Origin of the sequence: Rhodanobacter aciditrophus (assembly GCF_042679525.1) — a bacterium.
GTDB classification, from domain to species: domain Bacteria; phylum Pseudomonadota; class Gammaproteobacteria; order Pseudomonadales; family Marinomonadaceae; genus Marinomonas; species Marinomonas aciditrophus.
Genome location: NZ_JBHTMN010000007.1, coordinates 355,131 through 372,940, shown reverse-complemented (window position 1 = coordinate 372,940; position 17,810 = coordinate 355,131). Strand labels below are relative to the sequence as shown.

The window sequence follows — 17,810 nt, the reverse complement described above, 5'->3', positions numbered from 1 at the left end:
CGTGAGAATGCTGAGATATATCTACAAAACTCTTTAAGCTGAAACTGGGGGTGCGCGACAAGCCAGTACAGTACTGTATAGGGCTTGGCGTAGGACCGTCTCGCGAGGCGGTCTTGCGTATGTGCGGCGCTGTGTTGGCCACACAAATTGCCCACTGGAGGTACAAAACAACCAGTAGACAAACACAAATAGGCTGATAATGCCGAAAAAGGCATACAGGGATATTAGAGGTAGGTCTTTAAAAACCGTGTGGAAAAAGTCACTAGGATCGTAAGCCCCACCTAATGGAAAGATCACTAAGTTCACCATCACAACAGCAAACACGAAGGCGTACAAACGGGCCGCCCACTTCACTGTCTGAAGAGGCTGACGCAGCTCGCCAAAGCTGTTGCGCATGTTAATGTGACTGTGTCCTACTTCCAAAGTTGGATACCTACTTTTTACCTGAGACAGACAAAACTGATTGGTTTTTAATCAATTCTGACGAAAATAAGAATTTCGACCGAAAATTGTACACATTAGTTAGAAATCTCTCCACCTAAATTTTAGCTTAACATGCCCCAACCTGCTTCATTTTCATCATAACGCCCATTCTTGAATCATTTGCGTCACTGGAAGCGGCTCAAACTTGAAAATATTTCATAAAATATTTTTGGGCATCCCCTGCATTTCTCCTATTTGCTTTAAACCAACATGAGCCTAAGTCATTCAGAGAAACAAAACCGACAAAAAAGCCCCAAGGTGCGTGCAACACTTTGGGGCTTTCCGAAAGGACAGAGTCACTAATTAATCAAAATCAGACCAACGACTTAGCTGTAATTTTTTACGACGTACCGCGTAAAACACCCCCATCCCTAAACCATAAACAAATCCCCATACTACGGCTTTATCCATGGCTGACTTAAGGGTTTCATCGTTACCTAATAAGCCAAAATACATGACCAAGAAAATGATAATGGCAAAATACCAAAAGGCGATCAGAGCATTCAAATGAAAGCCTAAGTAATATGGCGGTGGCACCTTGATGCCCAAAGCACGCAACAAACTAAACATAGGCGGCTTATAGTTGGACAACCACACATTGTGGGATTGCAACTCAGCATGGGCCTTGGCTAAACGGTCTTCAAATGACACGGACAACTCCTAAAACAAATGATAAAAACTGTGTGACATCCTACTGTGAAAACCACAGCAACAACAGACATTCCCTATCAATGGCCATTTGTGGATGAAAAGACGTTAATGACCAACACCCCAGCAAGAATCAAAGCAATGCCCGCAAACGCCGCGAAATCGAGTCTTTGCTGAAAGAACAACCAGCCGATCACAGCCGTCAACACAATCCCCAAACCAGCCCAAATAGCATAGGCAATCCCCACTGGCATCACCTTTAACGTCAACGACAATAGGTAAAAGGCCAAACCATAACCCACCACCACAAGGACGCTTGGCACCAGCTTAGTGAAACCATCGCTCGCCTTTAGAGCCGACGTCGCCACCACTTCAGAAACGATGGCCACCAACAAAATAACCCATGTTTTCATCACCTACTCCTTGTTTAGGCTCGTAAACAGAGCGCAATGTACCATGAGAGATATTTTGGCGGTCAGTATTTTTACGGTATCCTGTGCCCTCACGTCATCAGCCGAGGCTTCCATGGATACCAACAACCCACTCGCATTGGATAACCAACTTTGCTTCACCTTGTATTCCGCGTCCCTCGCCATGACCCAAGCCTACAAGCCCCTATTAGAACCTCTTGGGCTGACCTATCCCCAGTACCTAGTAATGCTGATTTTATGGGAGCAAGATGGTCTTCAATTAAAAGAGATCGGCGCACGCCTAGGACAAAAATCCGGTGCACTGACCCCCGTCATTAAACGCTTAGAAGCAGAAGGTCGAGTACAGCGGGTACGAGACGCCCAAGACGAGCGCGCCCTAAGCATTTGTCTCACACCCGCGGGCAAGTCTTTACAAAAGCAAGGCCGAGAAGTGAATCAATGCATTCTGAAAGCCTGCTCTATAGACATAGACGAACTCATTGATTTGAAAGAAAAACTAGACAACCTTAGAAAAAACATTCATGAAAATAACTGACTGAGGCTTGCGCTGAATTAGTTATTGCGATAACTTAATTATCAACCAGAGGCCAGAACGGCCTTTATTTTTAATCATATAGTTATCGCGATAACTATACTCATTCGAAACAACAAGGAGCAAAATTATGGCTATCCTATACACAGCTCAAGCGACATCAACTGGTGGCCGCGATGGTCGCGCTGTCTCAGACGACAACAAGCTCGACGTTCAACTAAGCACACCGAAAGAGCTAGGTGGTGCAGGCGGCGAAGGCACTAACCCAGAGCAATTGTTTGCCGCAGGCTACTCTGCTTGTTTCATTGGTGCCTTGAAGTTGGTTGCGTCCCAAGCCAAGGTCAAATTTCCAAACGACCCAAGCATCACAGCGAAAGTAGGCATCGGCCCAAACCCAAACGGCGCAGGCTTTGCCATTGATGTAGACCTAGACGTCACAGTAGAAGGCATGGACAAAGAGACATTACTGCCATTGGTCGAAAAAGCCCACGAAGTATGTCCTTACTCCAATGCAACACGTGGCAACATCCGCGTAGGCCTGAACGTTAACTAAGCTTTCTCAACGTTCCAGTGCTAAAAACGTTCCAGTGCTAAAAACGTTCCAGTGCTAAAAACGTTTCAGTGCTAAAGCAGCCGGTCACATGGCCGGCTGCTTTAAATTAACTGGAATGGCCGACTCGGCGCTCCCCTCTGCTCTACCTCCAACGCCACCACCTGCCCAGCCAAAGGCTGCTCAGCAAGCTGATCTTCCAATCCGACACTCGCTGAGGTGATAAATAAGGTTTTCCCTTCTGGCCCACCAAATGCGCAACTGGTTGGACGAGCGAATGGCAACTTCAAAACCGCCCCTTCAGAGCCATCTGGTAGATAGCGCACAATACGCTGACCATCCCATTGAGCATTCCAAAGGGCGCCTTCGTCATCCATAGCAGAGCCATCCGGCCCTGAGCCTTCTGGGGTCTGAGCAAACGCAGCCGCGCCTCGCACATCTTGAAACCCGGGATACGGAAATTTATGGATTTGCCCTTTCATCGAGTCTGCAAAGTACATACAACCGCGACTTTCATCCCAAGCAAAGGTATTGGCGATACCGACATTGTCTAACAAACACTGCTTTTGCCCATCTGCTGTAATACGCCATAGGCGACCTTGGCAAAGGACTTCGTTGTCATCCATGGTGCCCACCCAAAGGGAGCCGTCAGGAGCCACTTTGGCATCATTTCCCCGATTACTAGGAAGATCATCGTCCAGTGTGCAAAGTGTCTCTAGTCGATGAGTTTGACAATCAAACACCGCCACACGAGTGGCCAGCACCACCAGCAACACATCCTTTTTATTGGTTGCGAATACCGCAGACACCTTCTCAGGCATTAGCCAATGTTGATGTTCGCCAGTGAGTGAGTCCCAGCACCAGACTTGCTGCATGGGGATATCGACCCAAAATAAACGAGCAGTTTCAGCGCACCAATAGGGGCCTTCGGCCAATTGATGTCTTTGCGAACTGATGGTTTTAAACGTCATAGGGAGCCCTTATGTCGGTTTCGCCAAGCGGCGACAAAGGCGGCCGCTTTATCTGTGGTTTCACTCACCTCTTGCCCAGCCTTATATAGGGCGGAGCCAAGACCAAAGCCATTGGCTCCCATGGCGACGTACTCTGCCAAATTATCAGGGGACACTCCGCCAACCGGACAAAACCAAAGGGGTTTAGGCAGCACTGCCCACATTGCCTTAATCACTTTAGGTGAAGGTATGCCTTCCGCTGGAAACAGCTTGAGCCCATCAGCCCCCGCATCCAGTGCCGCAAAGGCCTCCGTTGCAGTAAAAAAGCCTGGTAACGCAAACAAAGATTTCGCTTTCGCGTAGCGAATTAAGCTGGTATCCGTATGGGGACACACCATTAACTTAGCGCCTAGATCAGCCAGCTGATCCACCTGTTCCATCGTCATCACAGTGCCAGCGCCGATCAAGGCTTGTGAGCCCAATGACGCCTGCAAAATCGCAATACTTTCCATGGGGTCAGGAGAGTTCAAAGGCACTTCGATGATCCGAAAGCCAGCATTCACGAGCGCTTGCCCATGGGACAGCACCTCATCTGGCTTAACCCCGCGCAAAATGGCCACTAAAGGCAGCTCTGCCATACAATCATGAAAGTTCATAGGGTGACTCCTTGTGCTTGTGCCGATCTTGCTAGGGCAACAAAGCCCTGCACACTGGCGTCTTTCGCAGTCAGTTGGGAAACGTCCACAGCAAATCGGGACAGCACCCGCTGATAGCGTGCGCTCACCGTATCTGAACCAATCAGGTACAGGTGTCGGTTGTCACATAGATCTAAATTTGCCAGCACATCCGTACCTATCAAGATGCCAGACAAATAACTGGCAAGGCCGGAAGCGGGTAATTCACCTGTAACCGTACGGCTGCGCACCGTAAACAACTGATGCATTAAACCGCCCTGTTCTTCTGCCAGTATCACACCCGCATCAAACCAATCCTGATCAAACTGAGAAGCTGAGTCTGCCTGCCCTTTTGCCAAACTGGAGTGCTGGCACAGCAACGCAAATAGCTCCCCTGTCATAACAGTAGAAAAGCCCTCTAACCTGCTTTGATCTAATTGCCCCCATTTGCAATGGGTGCCCGGTAAGCAAAAGGTCATAGGCCCGTCACTGTCAGAGTGAGCCCCCCATAAGCCCAGTAGCTGCGTTTCTTCACCCCGCATCACATCCACTTGCCCAGCCGCTCCAACCCCTTTCACCCCGGGCACAATGTAAACCGCAATCGGTAATGCTGTATCGAGTTGATGAAGTTGCGTGGCAAGCCCATCTAAGCCAAGGGGACACTCTAGATAAGGCACTTCCTGCCAGCCACTACGACTCCCCACCATGCCAGCCATTAAGACTGGCACCTGATGGTGTAACCAAGGCTGAATCAAGTCACTGAGCACAGGTTCGAAGTCCCCCTGTGCTAATGACAGCATGCCCTGATCGCTGGCTTGCTCTGCCATCACCTTGCCATCATGATCAATCAAATAGACTCGTAAGTTGCTTGTCCCCCAGTCCACCGCAATGCATAAAGGCTTGCTCATACTCATCCCACCAAATCGGCTGGGAGAATCTGCGCCGGAATGTTTTGATAGCACACAGGCCGCAAGAATCGACGAATGGATAAGGTACCAACGGACGTGGCACCGAAGTTAGTAGACGCTGGATAAGGCCCACCGTGAACCATGGTGTCGCACACTTCGACGCCCGTTGGGAAAGCATTGGCCAGCACACGTCCGGCTTTACGCTCAAGAATCGGCAATAAACCACGAGCACTGTCATAATCCGCTTCTGATAAATGCAGGGTACAGGTCAACTGACCTTCCAGCTGTCGAGCAAGGGCCATCATTTGCTCGATAGATTCCGCCACCACCACTAAACCCAAAGGCCCGAATACTTCATGATGGAGAGAAGGCTTATCCAGCCACTCTCGAGCCGCTACCCGATACAAATTAGGCAATGCCTGACGTCCCTGAGCATCCTTCGTACGCAACACCGATTGGGCCCCAGACTGATCAAACACCGCCACCCCTTCCCGGTAAGCATCCGCTATACCATGGGTCAGCATGGCTTGTTCTTGAACTTGAGTTAATGCAGCGGAAGCCTTTTCAATAAAGGTCTCACACCCTTCGCCTTCTAACACAATGGCGATCCCAGGGTTGGTACAAAACTGCCCAGCGCCCATGGTGAGCGACTGAGCCCAGCCTGATGCCAACGCTTCAGTGTCTTGATCCAGCTTATTTGGCAAGACAAACATAGGGTTTACGGAGCCTAGCTCCCCGAAAAATGGAATGGGCTCTGGGCGAGCAGCACACAAATCAAATAAGGCGCGACCGCCCCCAAGACTGCCAGTGAAACCCACAGCTTTGATCAGTGGATGTTGCACCAAGGCGCTGCCTACTTTTCGGTCTCCCCCTTGAATCAAGGAAAAGACCCCGGCTGGCACACCACAAATTTTTATTGCTTTATCAATGGCTTGAGCCACTAACTCCCCAGTCCCCGGATGCGCTGAGTGGCCTTTTACCACCACAGGACAACCCGCCGCGAGGGCCGCAGCGGTATCGCCCCCCGCCGTTGAAAAAGCCAATGGAAAGTTCGATGCACCAAACACCGCCACTGGGCCAATAGGACGCTGCATCATACGCAAATCTGGACGCGGTAAAGGCGTACGATCAGGGAGCGCCTCATCGTAGCGACGATCCAAATAATCGCCCGCCAAAATGTGTTGGGCGAATAAACGCAGCTGCCCAGTCGTGCGCCCACGCTCACCAATCAAGCGTGCCTCTGGCAAACCTGTCTCAGCACATCCCACTGCCGTAATCTCATCACCAAGGGCGTCTATCTCGTCCGCGATCTGATTTAAAAAACCAGCACGAGTTGCTCGGCTGCTGTAGCCAAACACATCAAAAGCGGCTTCAGCAGCTTCCACCGCGGCGTTTACGTCTTCCACCCGCCCCACTGAAAATTCGGCATCTGTGTTATTGACCGTGGCAGAGTGGAAGGTATTTGAAGCGGCAACCCACTGCCCAGCGATTAAGTGTTTACCTGATAACATAAGCTCTCCGGTTAATGGCTGTCTTTCGGCACAGGCGCACCACGGCACCCTTTAAGGAAATCAAAATCGGCACCGGTATCGGCACCCTGAATATGGTCAAAGAACAACTTGATGTAGCCCGATTTAGGCGCCTCGATACTGGACTTCCAAGCGGCTAGACGGGCTTCTAATTCACTGTCAGGAATGTCCAACTGCAATCGACGAGCATCCACATCCAACTCAATCATGTCGCCATTTTGAACGATCGCCAGTGGGCCACCCGCCGCAGCTTCTGGGGTCGTGTGCAGCACGACAGTGCCATAGGCAGTACCCGACATACGCGCATCTGAAATACGCACCATGTCCTTGATCCCCTTGCGTAGCACCTTAGGCGGCAAGCCCATGTTGCCCACCTCAGCCATGCCCGGATAACCTTTCGGTCCACAGTTTTTCAGCACCATGACGCAGGTTTCATCAATGTCTAAGCTTTCGTCATTGATCTTAGCTTTGTAATCGTCGATGTCTTCAAACACCACGGCGCGACCACGGTGTTTCAACAAGTGCTCCGAAGCGGCAGACGGCTTCAGCACCGCGCCTTGAGGTGCCAAGTTACCTTTCAGAACGGCAATCCCCCCTTTTTGGGTAAGCGCTTTTTCCACCGGCAGAATCACGTCTGGATTGGAGTTGCGAACGTCTTTGACTTCTTCCCAAACACTGCCCCCAGACACGGTAAGCGCGTCTTTATGAAGCTGTCCGGCTTCTGCCAAATGTTTGATGACCACCGGTAGACCGCCGGCATAGAAGAACTCTTCCATCAGATATTTTCCCGATGGCATCAGGTTCACTATGGTGGCTATTTCATGCCCCAGCTTATCCCAGTCATCAAGGCTAAGATCGATGCCCACACGGCCAGCAATGGCTAATAGGTGGATGACGGCATTAGTCGAGCCACCAATGGCACCATTTACTCGAATGGCATTTTCAAAGGCTTGACGGGTCAATATATCGGAAGGCTTCAGATCATCTTTCACCATGTCCACAATGCGACGTCCGGTAAGATGTGCCATCACTCGACGGCGACTGTCCACTGCAGGAATGGCCGCGTTGCCAGACAGGGCCATCCCTAAGGCTTCAGCCATGGAGGCCATGGAAGAGGCGGTTCCCATAGTGTTACAGGAGCCCGGAGAACGGGACATGGATTGCTCTGCTTCTAGGAAATCCTCAGAGGTCATCTTGCCCGCTTTGATGTCTTCCGACATTTGCCACAGGGCCGTGCCTGAGCCCACACGCTCACCACGGAAGTAGCCATTCAACATAGGGCCACCGGACACCACGATAGAGGGAATGTCCACACTGGCAGCACCCATTAACAGGGCAGGAGTGGTCTTGTCACACCCTGCTAACAACACCACACCATCCAGTGGGTTGGCTCGCAGGGCTTCCTCCACGTCCATGGCCGCCATATTGCGGTACATCATGGCCGTAGGGCGTAGGGAGCTTTCTCCCACAGAGAACACAGGGAACTCAAGGGGCAAACCGCCCGCTTCGTAAATACCGTGCTTCACACGCTCCGCAAGATCCCGCAAATGGGCGTTACAAGGGGTAAGCTGGGACCAGGTATTACAAATACCAATCACTGGACGTCCGTCGAATAAGTCGGCTGGCAGACCTTGGTTTTTCATCCAACTGCGGTGATAAATATGGTCTCGGGACGTGCCGCCGAACCATTCCGTAGAGCGCAATTTGCGCGGCCAAGGCTTTGGTGTGAATTGGCTCATACCCAACCTCCATCAACAATAAAGTTTTGAGCGGAACACATTTGCGACGCATCAGACCCAAGGAAGAGCGCCATATTGGCAATGTGTTCAGGAAGTACAGAGCCCGCAAGGCATTGGCTCTGCTTGATTTTTTCTTTGGCAGCGTCATCCACCCAAAGCTGCAACTGCTTTTCAGTCATAACCCAACCGGGGACTAGGGTGTTTACGCGAATGCGATCCCCCCCTAAATCTCGGGCAAGGCCGCGAGTGAGACCGTGCATGGCTGCTTTGCTGGCTGCATAAGTAGGGTAACCAGCGGACGCCATCATCCAGCCCACCGAGCCGAAGTTAATGATGGAGCCACCACCAAGCTCTTTCATCATGGGCGTCACGACTTGTGCCGCAAACAGGGCATGCTTCAGGTTTACCCCCACCAGATCGTCAAAACGCTCCGAGCTAAGGGAGTCCAACGAATGACGCACATCGTTGGCGGCGTTATTAAGCAACACCGAAATCAGCCCAAGATCATTGGCCGCATCACGAATAGCCGCTTGGTAAGCGCTAGTGTCCGTCACATCACATTGGCGAAACCAAACCTGATGTCCCTGCTCCATCAGCTGACGGGTAAGGGTTTCACCCGCCTCTTTATCCAGATCCACAAAAGCGGTTTTAGCCCCTTGTTGCGCAAAGGCGGTCACCAAGGCTGCACCAATGCCCGTGGCACCACCGGAAATAAACACGGTACGTTGGGCCAAATCAGGGTAATTCGCTACCGAACTCATAGGACGTTCACCTTTGTATCTGGCGCCTCCTCGATGGCTAAAGCATTGCGCAATGGCAAACCAAAAGTCGGTGAAGAGATTTCAAACACGTCACCCGGCTGCGCAGCAACGCTATCCGCAAACGATAACGTGGCCGTGCCAAACATGTGCACATGCAGATCTCCCGGCTGACGGAATAAATCGTATTTAAAATGGTGATGTTCTAAGTTGCGAAAACTATGGGACATATTGTCTTCACCTGACAAAAAGTCCTTACCCCACAGGGTGTTACCGTTTCGTTCAATTTTTGAATGACCTTCAATGTGTGCGGGCAACTCCCCTACTAATAACTCAGGACCAAAAGACGCTGGGCGCAGTTTGGAGTGAGCCAAGTAGAGGTAGTTTTGCTTCTCTGTCACATGGTCAGAAAACTCATTCGCTAAGGTGTAGCCAATGCGGTGTACCGTTCCATCGTCACCAATCAAATAGAAGCCTGCGATCTCTGGTTCTTCACCCCCATCTAGGGCAAAGGAAGGGGATGGCAAAGCACTGCCAGGGGCAACCATGCCGGCACCATTCCCCTTGTAAAACCACTCTGGCTGCACGCCCTCTTCCCCTGCTGCGGGCTTGCCTTTCTCCACTCCCATCTGGAAGATTTTCATGGAGTCGGTCATGTCATCGCTGTTGCCATGCATCGCATTTCGCGTGGCAGCAGACCCCAAGTGCGTTAAGCCAGTACCAGTTAAATACGTGTGAGCTGGATCGGGGTGGCGCACAGGGCAGTCGAGTTCGCCATTGGCGTAAAGGGCGGCCAAGTCCACCGTATCACCGAAGCCCTTTTGCTCCACCAGAGTGGCTAGAGACAGGCCAGCGCTCACGGCTTCTTGTGCTAGGGCATAGACAGATTCTGCATCCTGTACCCATTTCGCAGTCTGGCCCATGCGGCACATCACGCCGCCGTTTTTATGTTGAGACAAATACATCATGAGGACTCCTGCCTAGCGCGCTTTCTGTTTGTTGTAGACATCGAAGATAACGGCCGCTAACAAGACCGCACCTTTGATCACTTGCTGCCAATCGATACCGATACCTAGGATCGACATGCCGTTGTTCATTACACCCATAATCAAGGCACCCACCACGGCACCGATGACCTTACCGACACCTCCTGTCATGGATGCACCACCGATGAAGACCGCTGCGATCACATCCAGCTCGAAGGCAAAACCAGCCTTAGGGGTAGCGGTATTCAAACGGGCAGCGAAGATCAAACCCGCTAAGGCCGCTAACATGCCCATATTGGCGAAGGTCAAGAAGGTCAGGCGCTCTGTGTTGATGCCGGACAGCTTGGCCGCTTTCACATTGCCCCCCAGAGCATAGATACGACGCCCAATGGTGGTGGAGTTGGTGAGGAAGGTGTACACAGCCACCAACACCGCCATGGTGATTAGCACGTTTGGCAAACCACGGTAGGTAGCAAGTAAGTAAGAGATGTAAATCAGTGCCACAGCCACTAAAGCATTCTTCACAATGAAAAAGCTAAATGGCTCATCTTGAATACCGTAACGGGCTGCTTGGGCACGCTGACGAGCGGCTAAAAATACAATGGAAGTCGCTGCCAACACGCCTAGTACAATCGCCGTGACGTTTGGACGACCAATGCCAAAGATGTCTGGCACAAAGCCCGTACTCATCAACTGAAAGGATTTAGGGAAAGGCCCTACGGACTGCCCCGCAAGCAATGCCAGAGTCAAGCCGCGGAAGATCAACATGCCCGCCAAGGTCACAATGAAGGACGGTATTTTCCAATAGGCGACCCAGTACCCTTGCGCTGCACCGATCAATAAACCGACAAATAGACACACCGGAACCACCACGACCGTAGGCAGCTCAAAGTTCACAGCCATGACGGCTGCTAAGGCGCCAATAAAGCCCACCACTGAGCCCACAGACAAGTCGATGTGACCAGCGACGATCACCAACAACATGCCAATGGCCATAATGATGATGTAGCTGTTTTGTAGGAATAAATTGGTTAAGTTCACGGGACGCATCAAGGTACCTTCAGTCAGCACCTGAAACATCACCATGATGGCCACAAGGGCCAGTAACATGCCGTACTCGCGCATGTGGTTCTTTAAAAAGCCCATGGCTGAGGGAGCCTGAGGCGGCTCGTTTTGAACGGGGGTTTCTGTTTTTGTTGTTGTATTCATGGTTCTCTCCGATTAGCCCTTGACGATCATCGACATGATTTTTTCTTGGCTGGCTTCGTCTTTATTCAGCACGCCCTCAAATCGACCTTCGTTCATCACGTAGATGCGATCACACATGCCAAGTAGCTCTGGCATCTCTGATGAAATCATCAGCACGCCTTTCCCATCTTTCGCTAGCTCATTGATAATGCTGTAAATTTCAAATTTGGCACCGACATCGATACCCCGTGTTGGCTCGTCTAAGATCAACACATCAGGCTGGGAATACAGCCATTTACTGAGCACCACTTTTTGCTGGTTACCACCAGACAAATTGCCCACGGTTTGCTGTACGCTTGGGGTTCGAATACGTAAGGCTTTGCGATAGCCTTCCGCCACATGTTGTTCTTCTGACTTGTTGATCACGCCACGCTCTGCCACACGATCCAAGGCCGCCATGGTGGTGTTCATCTTGATGCTTTCATCCAATACCAGCCCCAGCTCTTTGCGGTCTTCGGTCACGTAAGCCAAACCACTCTTGATGGCTTTAGGTACATTGGACACATCCACTGGTACGCCGCGCATCTTGACTTCCCCTTGGATGTTTTTGCCGTAGCTTTTACCAAAGATACTCATGGCCAGCTCGGTACGACCTGATCCCATCAAGCCTGCAATACCCACGACTTCCCCTGCGCACACGTCAAATTGAATGTCTTCGATGACTTGGCGTTCGGTTTGGATAGGGTGCCAGACGTTCCAATTGGCGACCGACATAAGCTGCTGCCCAATGGCCACATCCCGACTTGGGTAACGGTTCGCCATGTCTCGTCCCACCATGTCACGGATGATGTCCGCTTCACTGATTTTCTGGGCATGGCAGTCCAAATTCGACACGGAAGCACCGTCTCGAATCACGGTAATGGCATCTGCAACACGGCTGATCTCGTTCAATTTATGGGTGATCAAGATGGAAGAAATGCCTTGAGCTTTGAACTCCAACAACAAGTCCAACAACTTGGCACTGTCGTTCTCCTGCAGCGCTGCAGTGGGCTCGTCTAGAATCAACAGCTTTACCTTTTTCGCCAAGGCTTTGGCGATCTCTATCAACTGTTGCTTACCCACCCCAAGACTGCCCACCTTAGTAGACGGGGATTCTTTTAGGCCAACCTTGGCTAATAACTCTTGGGTACGTGCGAAGGTGTGTGGCCAGTTAATCTTGCCCCCTTCCACGTTTTCGTTGCCGAGAAAGAGGTTCTCTGCAATCGACAAAAGCGGCACCAGCGCCAGCTCTTGGTGAATAATAATGATGCCTTTTTCTTCGCTGTCGCGAATGCCACCGAAGGCCACGGTTTCCCCTTCAAATAGAATATCGCCGTCGTAGCTCCCATGGGGGTATACGCCACTCAGCACCTTCATCAGGGTCGATTTACCGGCACCGTTTTCCCCTACTAGGGCATGAATCTCACCGCTCTTTACTTGCAGATTCACATTATCCAGAGCCTTCACCCCGGGAAATTCTTTGGTGATACCGCGCATCTCTAAGATTACGTTTTGCATGACAATCCCCTGAGCAGGCGGCACAGAGCCACCTGCTGCTGTTACAACAAACTAGTGTTTACTAGGGTTTAACTTATTTCACTTGGTTGGATTGGTAGTAGCCACTGCCCAGTAGCACCTCTTCCCAGTTGCTTGCGTCAACTGCTACAGGTTCTAGTAGGAAGCTCGGTACCACCTTGTAACCATTGTCATAGGTTTCGGTGTCATTGATTTGCGGCGTCACATCGTTCAACACGGCTTGCACCATGCCAACGGTCACGTCTGCCAACACTCGGGTATCTTTAAAGATGGTGGAGTATTGCTCACCGGCAACGATAGATTTAATGGAAGGAAGTTCTGCGTCTTGGCCAGTTACAATGGGCATTTTCATACCGCCAGAGCCGTAACCCACCCCTTTCAAAGACGACAAGATACCGATGGATAGACCATCATAAGGAGACAAGACCCCATGGAGGGTTTTTTGGGTGTAGTAAGTCGACATTAGGTTGTCCATGCGCGCTTGGGCAACGGAACCGTCCCAACGCAAGGTTCCCACAGTGTCCATGCCTTGCTGGCCAGACACCACATCAATCTTACCGGAGTCGATCATCGGTTGTAGCACCGACATGGCACCATTGTAGAAGAAGTAAGCGTTGTTATCGTCAGGAGAACCGCCAAACAACTCAACATTGTATGGGCCATCACCAAAACGCTCTTCTAGGCCAGACACTAGGGACTTAGCCTGCTGTACGCCCACTTGGAAGTTATCAAAGGTTGCATAGTAGCTTACGTAGGGGCTGTTTTTGATCAAGCGATCGTAGGCGATCACTTCTATGCCCGCTGCGTTGGCGTTTTCAAGGGCATTCGATAGGGTAGTACCATCGATGGCGGCAATCACCAGCACGTCCACCCCTTTTACGATCATGTTTTCAATCTGTGCTAGCTGGTTCGGGATTTCGTCTTCCGCATATTGCAGATCGACCTTGTAACCCTCATCTTCAAACAGCTTGACCATAGACTCACCGTCACTGATCCAGCGCGCTGAAGACTTGGTCGGCATCGCTATGCCCACATACCCTTCACTCGCGTAGGCACCTGTCCCAAAGACCATGCCCGCACCCAGAATCGCCGTAGCAATACCGCCTTTTACAAAATTCATTAGCTCCTCCTATGGCAACCCACGTTGTTTAGAATGCGCCGGCTGCCGGGTTTTTTTATCTTTATTTTTAGCCAATCAGGTTATCTAACCTGCCAAGTAGAGTAGGAATATCCCCCATACCATTCAAATAGAAAAAACGACGCCAGCCATATCATTTTTGGTATAAAGCTAGCGAAATTAGATTAACGTTTAGACAATTCTGCCCGAATCAGGCGTTCTAGCTGGTGCGCAAGGGGGGACAAGTTACGCCCCTTCAATTTGAGCAAAAAGTAAGGGCTCAACTCGATTTTTCGCTCCAAACGCAACACGGTGAGCTTAGCCCCCACGGACTCGCTCATGAGCAAATCCGCCACCTCACTGGCGAGGGGAGCAATACTGTTGGACGACACCAAAATGGCGATCAAAGCCAGTAGAGACGTACTGTTAGTGATGGCAGAGGGCAAGCTGGCACGCTCAGCCACAAACGCCCCTTCCACGGCTTCGCGGATCGGTGCCCGATGGGATTGCATGACCCATTCGTATTTAGATAAATCCCGCATGGATACTTGATCGGCCTCGGCCAAAGGATGACCTTGTCGCACCAAGAGCGCCACGCTTTCGGTACGGGCTGGCAGGATTTCGAATTCAGAAGAGTTGTAATGACTGGGCAAACGCGCCACGACAAAGTCGTTGTTTCCCGTGATGAGGTCTTTTACCAGTGCTTCACTGGTATCGACGTTGATATCGATTTCGGCTTTAGGTGCCACCGCTCGCAACTGCTGGATCGCAGGGATCACAAAACCCACCGCAGCCCCCGTGACCGCACCGATAGCAGTGGATCCCCCGTTGCCCTGCTTCAATTCCTCCACTTCTCGGGATAGGTCACGCAGCTCCACCACCAAGTTATGGGCCCGACGGCAAATAGCCTGCCCCACCAAAGTAGGCACCATGCCTTTGGCATGTCGGGTAAACAGCTTAGCACCTAAGGTGGACTCTATTTCGCTGAGCATGCGCGAGGCAGCAGGCTGAGTGATTGCCAGTTCATCGGCAGCGATACTAAGTTGGCCGAACTCGGCGATGATGGCAATCAACCGCAATTGGTTTAATTTCAGGTGTTTTGACAACCCGATATCCATGGTTCCCCCTATGACACAGGCATTCATTCCTGCATCGCACGTTTACTTATTTTTATTAACAGTGTTTTCTATATAGGCGATCTGTGGGGGCAAAGAACACTGGCAATGGCCACGCTTACCCCCTCTCCCAACAATAACAAGACAGGACAACACGGATGATTAAGGTGTCACCATTTGGTCAATGTAATGGGCATGTCATAGATAAAATAACCTTATCTAACCAACATATCACGACCAGTTTTATAAATCTTGGGGCAAGAATGACAGAACTGAACGTCGCGGATCGTGACGGGATTGTTAAGAATATTGTGCTCAACTACCCAGATATAATCGGATATCAAAAAGACACCTCCTACCTAGGTGCGGTGTGTGGCCGCTTTGCTAACCGCATCGCAAAAGGACAAATGATTCTCGACGGGAACACTTTTCAGCTCGATAAAAACGAGGGTGAGCACCACCTCCACGGGGGAACCAACGGGTTTCACCAGCGGATTTGGGACTATGAAATCGATCCGTCAGACACCAGCGTTTGCTTCACACTCAGCTCTCCTCACCTTGATATGGGTTACCCGGGGAACTGCCATGTAAAAGTGACATTTCAGCTCATAGAAAATCAGATAAAAGTGCTGTTTGAAGCCACCACTGACCGCCCAACCGTGCTTAACCTCACCCATCACAACTATTACAATTTATCCGGAGAGCTGCATTCAAGCATTCGCCAGCACACGTTGCAGGTGCAGGCCGAGCAAATCACTGTCACCGATAAAAACAACCTTCCAACCGGCGCATTATTATCGGTCGCAGACACGCCTTTCGACTTTCGTACACGTCGCCCTTTAGAGCATGAACAGGCTTTTTCAAACACTCAAAGGGGCTATGACCACAACTTTGTCCTTAATGGAGAACGCCACACCGAACGCCTCGCCTGTCAGCTGGCAGAGACCCGATCAGGACGCGTGCTGCAGGTGTACACCACTGAACCTGGGCTACAGGTGTATACCGGTGGCTACCTAAGTCATGACGGACGTTATCAGGATTATTCTGGCATCGCCCTTGAGCCACAAAACTTCCCCAACAGCCCTAACCTTTCTCACTTTCCATCCTCTTTGGTAACACCACAGACCCCCTATCGACATACCACCAGGCTGGTGTTTACAACGTCATCTTAGAAATATATGATATTTTGCATATACGAAATTCCATATATACGAACGATTCATGACCCTAGATCCGATAAATTTTTACAAATGCCTCGCTGACGACACGCGCCTGCGGGCACTTATGCTGATCTTTTTAGAGCAAGAGCTGTGCGTCTGCGAGCTAGTAGAAGCTCTGCAAGAAAGCCAGCCTAAAATCTCTCGCCATCTGGCGCAGTTACGCCAGTGCGGCTTGCTGACCGACCGCCGCCAAGGCCAGTGGGTGTATTACCGCATCAATGAGTCTCTCCCAGAATGGGCAGAGCTGGTGCTGCAAATCAGTACGGTAGAAAACCCGTCATACACCGAAGATGACCGCGCACGCTTGCACAGCATGGGTGACCGCCCTGCCCGTATGCAATCCTGCTGTGGTTAATAGGAGCCTCTAATGGGAATATTTGAACGTTATTTAAGCCTTTGGATTGCTCTGGCGATCTTAGCTGGTGTGGGGCTAGGACTGTTTGCGGAACAGCCTTTGATGGTCATTGCCAGCCTTGAGTACGCCCATGTGAATCTGGTGATTGCCGTGCTGATCTGGCTGATGATTTACCCCATGATGGTGCAAGTGGATTTCTCAGCCATCAAGGATGTGGGTAAAAAGCCCAAGGGCATCGTCCTCACTTTGGTGGTTAACTGGTTGATCAAACCTTTTACCATGGCACTGCTTGGCTGGTTGTTTTTTAAGGGAATTTTTGCCGATTGGGTCGATCCGCAAACCGCTACTGAATACATCGCTGGGATGATTTTATTAGGGGTTGCCCCCTGTACCGCTATGGTGTTCGTCTGGAGCCAGCTCACCAAGGGTGACCCGAATTACACCTTGGTACAGGTATCGATCAATGACGTCATTATGATTTTCGCCTTTGCTCCGATTGCGGGCTTCCTATTAGGCATGACTGACATCACAGTGCCATGGAGCACCCTTACACTATCGGTTGTCTTGTATGTGGTGATCCCCTTGATAACGGGTGCGATCACCCGCCGAGCCTTAGATCGTGCGGGGGATTTAAGCCGACTAGATGAGTTATTGGCTAAGCTTAAGCCTTGGTCAATTATTGGTTTATTGGGCACGGTAGCTTTGTTGTTTGGGTTTCAAGCAGACACCATCCTTGATAACCCTCAAGCCATGGTATTAATTGCCATCCCGCTGCTGATCCAAAGTTATCTGATCTTCGCCATCACCTATGCCATGGCGAAAAAGCTAGGCTTGGCCCACAAAATTGCGGCTCCAGCGTGCTTGATCGGCACCTCTAACTTCTTTGAGTTAGCCGTCGCCGTGGCTATTTCATTATTTGGTTTGCACTCTGGTGCGGCTCTAGCCACCGTGGTCGGTGTGCTAGTGGAAGTACCGGTTATGCTGAGTTTGGTGTGGTTTGCCAACCGAACTCGCCATTGGTTTCACTCATAACATCGTTAAAAAAGGCGAGA

19 protein-coding genes are annotated in these 17,810 nt (G+C 50.9%); 5 read left to right on the top strand and 14 right to left on the bottom strand.

Annotation, left to right across the window (positions count from 1 at the left end; translation table 11 throughout):
• Positions 1–33 precede the first annotated feature (33 nt).
• The 3 genes from ACFQ45_RS07075 to ACFQ45_RS07065 form a co-directional block, all read right to left on the bottom strand.
• Positions 34–423, bottom strand: a complete 390-nt coding sequence (locus ACFQ45_RS07075; protein WP_377366297.1) for a hypothetical protein — start codon at positions 421–423, stop codon at positions 34–36.
• Positions 424–786: 363 nt separating this feature from the next.
• On the bottom strand, positions 787–1,134 hold the full coding sequence (locus ACFQ45_RS07070) for a DUF6404 family protein (RefSeq protein WP_377366296.1): 348 nt from the start codon (positions 1,132–1,134) through the stop codon (positions 787–789).
• A gap of 77 nt (positions 1,135–1,211) precedes the next feature.
• Positions 1,212–1,544, bottom strand: coding sequence for a DMT family transporter (locus tag ACFQ45_RS07065; RefSeq protein ID WP_377366295.1), 333 nt, complete (start codon positions 1,542–1,544; stop codon positions 1,212–1,214).
• A gap of 112 nt (positions 1,545–1,656) precedes the next feature.
• On the opposite strand from ACFQ45_RS07065, the gene ACFQ45_RS07060 reads away from it, so the two are divergent.
• Together ACFQ45_RS07060 and ACFQ45_RS07055 are read left to right on the top strand one after the other, a co-directional pair.
• Positions 1,657–2,097: a MarR family winged helix-turn-helix transcriptional regulator gene (locus tag ACFQ45_RS07060; protein WP_377366479.1), complete on the top strand. Its 441-nt coding sequence runs from the start codon at positions 1,657–1,659 to the stop codon at positions 2,095–2,097.
• 127 nt (positions 2,098–2,224) lie between these two features.
• Positions 2,225–2,647, top strand: a complete 423-nt coding sequence (locus tag ACFQ45_RS07055; RefSeq protein WP_377366294.1) for an organic hydroperoxide resistance protein — start codon at positions 2,225–2,227, stop codon at positions 2,645–2,647.
• Positions 2,648–2,748: 101 nt separating this feature from the next.
• Here ACFQ45_RS07055 and ACFQ45_RS07050 read toward each other — a convergent pair whose 3' ends face one another.
• The 11 genes from ACFQ45_RS07050 to ACFQ45_RS07000 form a co-directional block, all read right to left on the bottom strand.
• Complete coding sequence (locus tag ACFQ45_RS07050; RefSeq protein WP_377366292.1) at positions 2,749–3,615, bottom strand: SMP-30/gluconolactonase/LRE family protein; 867 nt, start codon at positions 3,613–3,615, stop codon at positions 2,749–2,751.
• Positions 3,612–4,250, bottom strand: coding sequence for a 2-dehydro-3-deoxy-6-phosphogalactonate aldolase (locus ACFQ45_RS07045; protein WP_377366291.1), 639 nt, complete (start codon positions 4,248–4,250; stop codon positions 3,612–3,614). The genes ACFQ45_RS07050 and ACFQ45_RS07045 overlap by 4 nt, the downstream gene beginning before the upstream one ends.
• A complete protein-coding gene (locus ACFQ45_RS07040; RefSeq protein WP_377366290.1) occupies positions 4,247–5,176 on the bottom strand; it encodes a 2-dehydro-3-deoxygalactonokinase in 930 nt (309 codons plus the stop codon). Before ACFQ45_RS07040 ends, ACFQ45_RS07045 begins: the two co-directional genes overlap by 4 nt.
• A 2-nt stretch (positions 5,177–5,178) precedes the next feature.
• Positions 5,179–6,687, bottom strand: a complete 1,509-nt coding sequence (locus ACFQ45_RS07035; protein WP_377366289.1) for an aldehyde dehydrogenase (NADP(+)) — start codon at positions 6,685–6,687, stop codon at positions 5,179–5,181.
• Between the two features lie 11 nt (positions 6,688–6,698).
• Positions 6,699–8,444: an L-arabinonate dehydratase gene (gene araD / locus ACFQ45_RS07030; protein WP_377366288.1), complete on the bottom strand. Its 1,746-nt coding sequence runs from the start codon at positions 8,442–8,444 to the stop codon at positions 6,699–6,701.
• Entirely contained in the window at positions 8,441–9,205 is a 765-nt protein-coding gene (locus ACFQ45_RS07025) for an SDR family NAD(P)-dependent oxidoreductase (protein ID WP_377366287.1), read from the bottom strand. The genes araD and ACFQ45_RS07025 overlap by 4 nt, the downstream gene beginning before the upstream one ends.
• Positions 9,202–10,170 (bottom strand): AraD1 family protein, encoded by a 969-nt coding sequence (araD1, locus tag ACFQ45_RS07020; RefSeq protein ID WP_377366286.1) that lies wholly within the window; start codon positions 10,168–10,170, stop codon positions 9,202–9,204. The genes ACFQ45_RS07025 and araD1 overlap by 4 nt, the downstream gene beginning before the upstream one ends.
• A gap of 12 nt (positions 10,171–10,182) precedes the next feature.
• Positions 10,183–11,397, bottom strand: coding sequence for a multiple monosaccharide ABC transporter permease (mmsB, locus tag ACFQ45_RS07015; RefSeq protein WP_377366285.1), 1,215 nt, complete (start codon positions 11,395–11,397; stop codon positions 10,183–10,185).
• 12 nt (positions 11,398–11,409) lie between these two features.
• Positions 11,410–12,933, bottom strand: coding sequence for a multiple monosaccharide ABC transporter ATP-binding protein (mmsA, locus tag ACFQ45_RS07010; RefSeq protein WP_377366284.1), 1,524 nt, complete (start codon positions 12,931–12,933; stop codon positions 11,410–11,412).
• 73 nt (positions 12,934–13,006) lie between these two features.
• On the bottom strand, positions 13,007–14,071 hold the full coding sequence (chvE, locus tag ACFQ45_RS07005) for a multiple monosaccharide ABC transporter substrate-binding protein (RefSeq protein WP_377366283.1): 1,065 nt from the start codon (positions 14,069–14,071) through the stop codon (positions 13,007–13,009).
• Between the two features lie 182 nt (positions 14,072–14,253).
• Entirely contained in the window at positions 14,254–15,186 is a 933-nt protein-coding gene (locus tag ACFQ45_RS07000) for a LysR family transcriptional regulator (protein WP_377366282.1), read from the bottom strand.
• Between the two features lie 155 nt (positions 15,187–15,341).
• Between ACFQ45_RS07000 and ACFQ45_RS06995 the strand changes: the two genes are divergently transcribed.
• The 3 genes from ACFQ45_RS06995 to arsB are packed head-to-tail and all read left to right on the top strand — an operon-like array spanning position 15,342 to position 17,790.
• Entirely contained in the window at positions 15,342–16,355 is a 1,014-nt protein-coding gene (locus ACFQ45_RS06995) for an aldose epimerase family protein (RefSeq protein WP_377366281.1), read from the top strand.
• Positions 16,356–16,404: 49 nt separating this feature from the next.
• Positions 16,405–16,758, top strand: coding sequence for a metalloregulator ArsR/SmtB family transcription factor (locus ACFQ45_RS06990; RefSeq protein WP_377366280.1), 354 nt, complete (start codon positions 16,405–16,407; stop codon positions 16,756–16,758).
• 12 nt (positions 16,759–16,770) lie between these two features.
• On the top strand, positions 16,771–17,790 hold the full coding sequence (gene arsB / locus ACFQ45_RS06985; RefSeq protein ID WP_377366279.1) for an ACR3 family arsenite efflux transporter: 1,020 nt from the start codon (positions 16,771–16,773) through the stop codon (positions 17,788–17,790).
• The last annotated feature ends 20 nt before the right edge of the window (positions 17,791–17,810 follow it).

What these genes read in the sequence shown, in the direction of transcription:
- ACFQ45_RS07040 (WP_377366290.1), bottom strand. Translation starts at nt 5,176, where the DNA reads ATGAGCAAGCCTTTATGCATTGCGGTGGACTGGGGGACAAGCAACTTA.
- ACFQ45_RS07055 (WP_377366294.1), top strand. Translation starts at nt 2,225, where the DNA reads ATGGCTATCCTATACACAGCTCAAGCGACATCAACTGGTGGCCGCGAT.
- ACFQ45_RS07000 (WP_377366282.1), bottom strand. Translation starts at nt 15,186, where the DNA reads ATGGATATCGGGTTGTCAAAACACCTGAAATTAAACCAATTGCGGTTG.
- mmsA (WP_377366284.1), bottom strand. Translation starts at nt 12,933, where the DNA reads ATGCAAAACGTAATCTTAGAGATGCGCGGTATCACCAAAGAATTTCCC.
- mmsB (WP_377366285.1), bottom strand. Translation starts at nt 11,397, where the DNA reads ATGAATACAACAACAAAAACAGAAACCCCCGTTCAAAACGAGCCGCCT.
- ACFQ45_RS07035 (WP_377366289.1), bottom strand. Translation starts at nt 6,687, where the DNA reads ATGTTATCAGGTAAACACTTAATCGCTGGGCAGTGGGTTGCCGCTTCA.
- araD1 (WP_377366286.1), bottom strand. Translation starts at nt 10,170, where the DNA reads ATGATGTATTTGTCTCAACATAAAAACGGCGGCGTGATGTGCCGCATG.
- araD (WP_377366288.1), bottom strand. Translation starts at nt 8,444, where the DNA reads ATGAGCCAATTCACACCAAAGCCTTGGCCGCGCAAATTGCGCTCTACG.
- ACFQ45_RS07050 (WP_377366292.1), bottom strand. Translation starts at nt 3,615, where the DNA reads ATGACGTTTAAAACCATCAGTTCGCAAAGACATCAATTGGCCGAAGGC.
- arsB (WP_377366279.1), top strand. Translation starts at nt 16,771, where the DNA reads ATGGGAATATTTGAACGTTATTTAAGCCTTTGGATTGCTCTGGCGATC.
- ACFQ45_RS07025 (WP_377366287.1), bottom strand. Translation starts at nt 9,205, where the DNA reads ATGAGTTCGGTAGCGAATTACCCTGATTTGGCCCAACGTACCGTGTTT.
- ACFQ45_RS06995 (WP_377366281.1), top strand. Translation starts at nt 15,342, where the DNA reads ATGATTAAGGTGTCACCATTTGGTCAATGTAATGGGCATGTCATAGAT.
- chvE (WP_377366283.1), bottom strand. Translation starts at nt 14,071, where the DNA reads ATGAATTTTGTAAAAGGCGGTATTGCTACGGCGATTCTGGGTGCGGGC.
- ACFQ45_RS07045 (WP_377366291.1), bottom strand. Translation starts at nt 4,250, where the DNA reads ATGAACTTTCATGATTGTATGGCAGAGCTGCCTTTAGTGGCCATTTTG.
- ACFQ45_RS06990 (WP_377366280.1), top strand. Translation starts at nt 16,405, where the DNA reads ATGACCCTAGATCCGATAAATTTTTACAAATGCCTCGCTGACGACACG.
- ACFQ45_RS07060 (WP_377366479.1), top strand. Translation starts at nt 1,657, where the DNA reads ATGGATACCAACAACCCACTCGCATTGGATAACCAACTTTGCTTCACC.
- ACFQ45_RS07065 (WP_377366295.1), bottom strand. Translation starts at nt 1,544, where the DNA reads ATGAAAACATGGGTTATTTTGTTGGTGGCCATCGTTTCTGAAGTGGTG.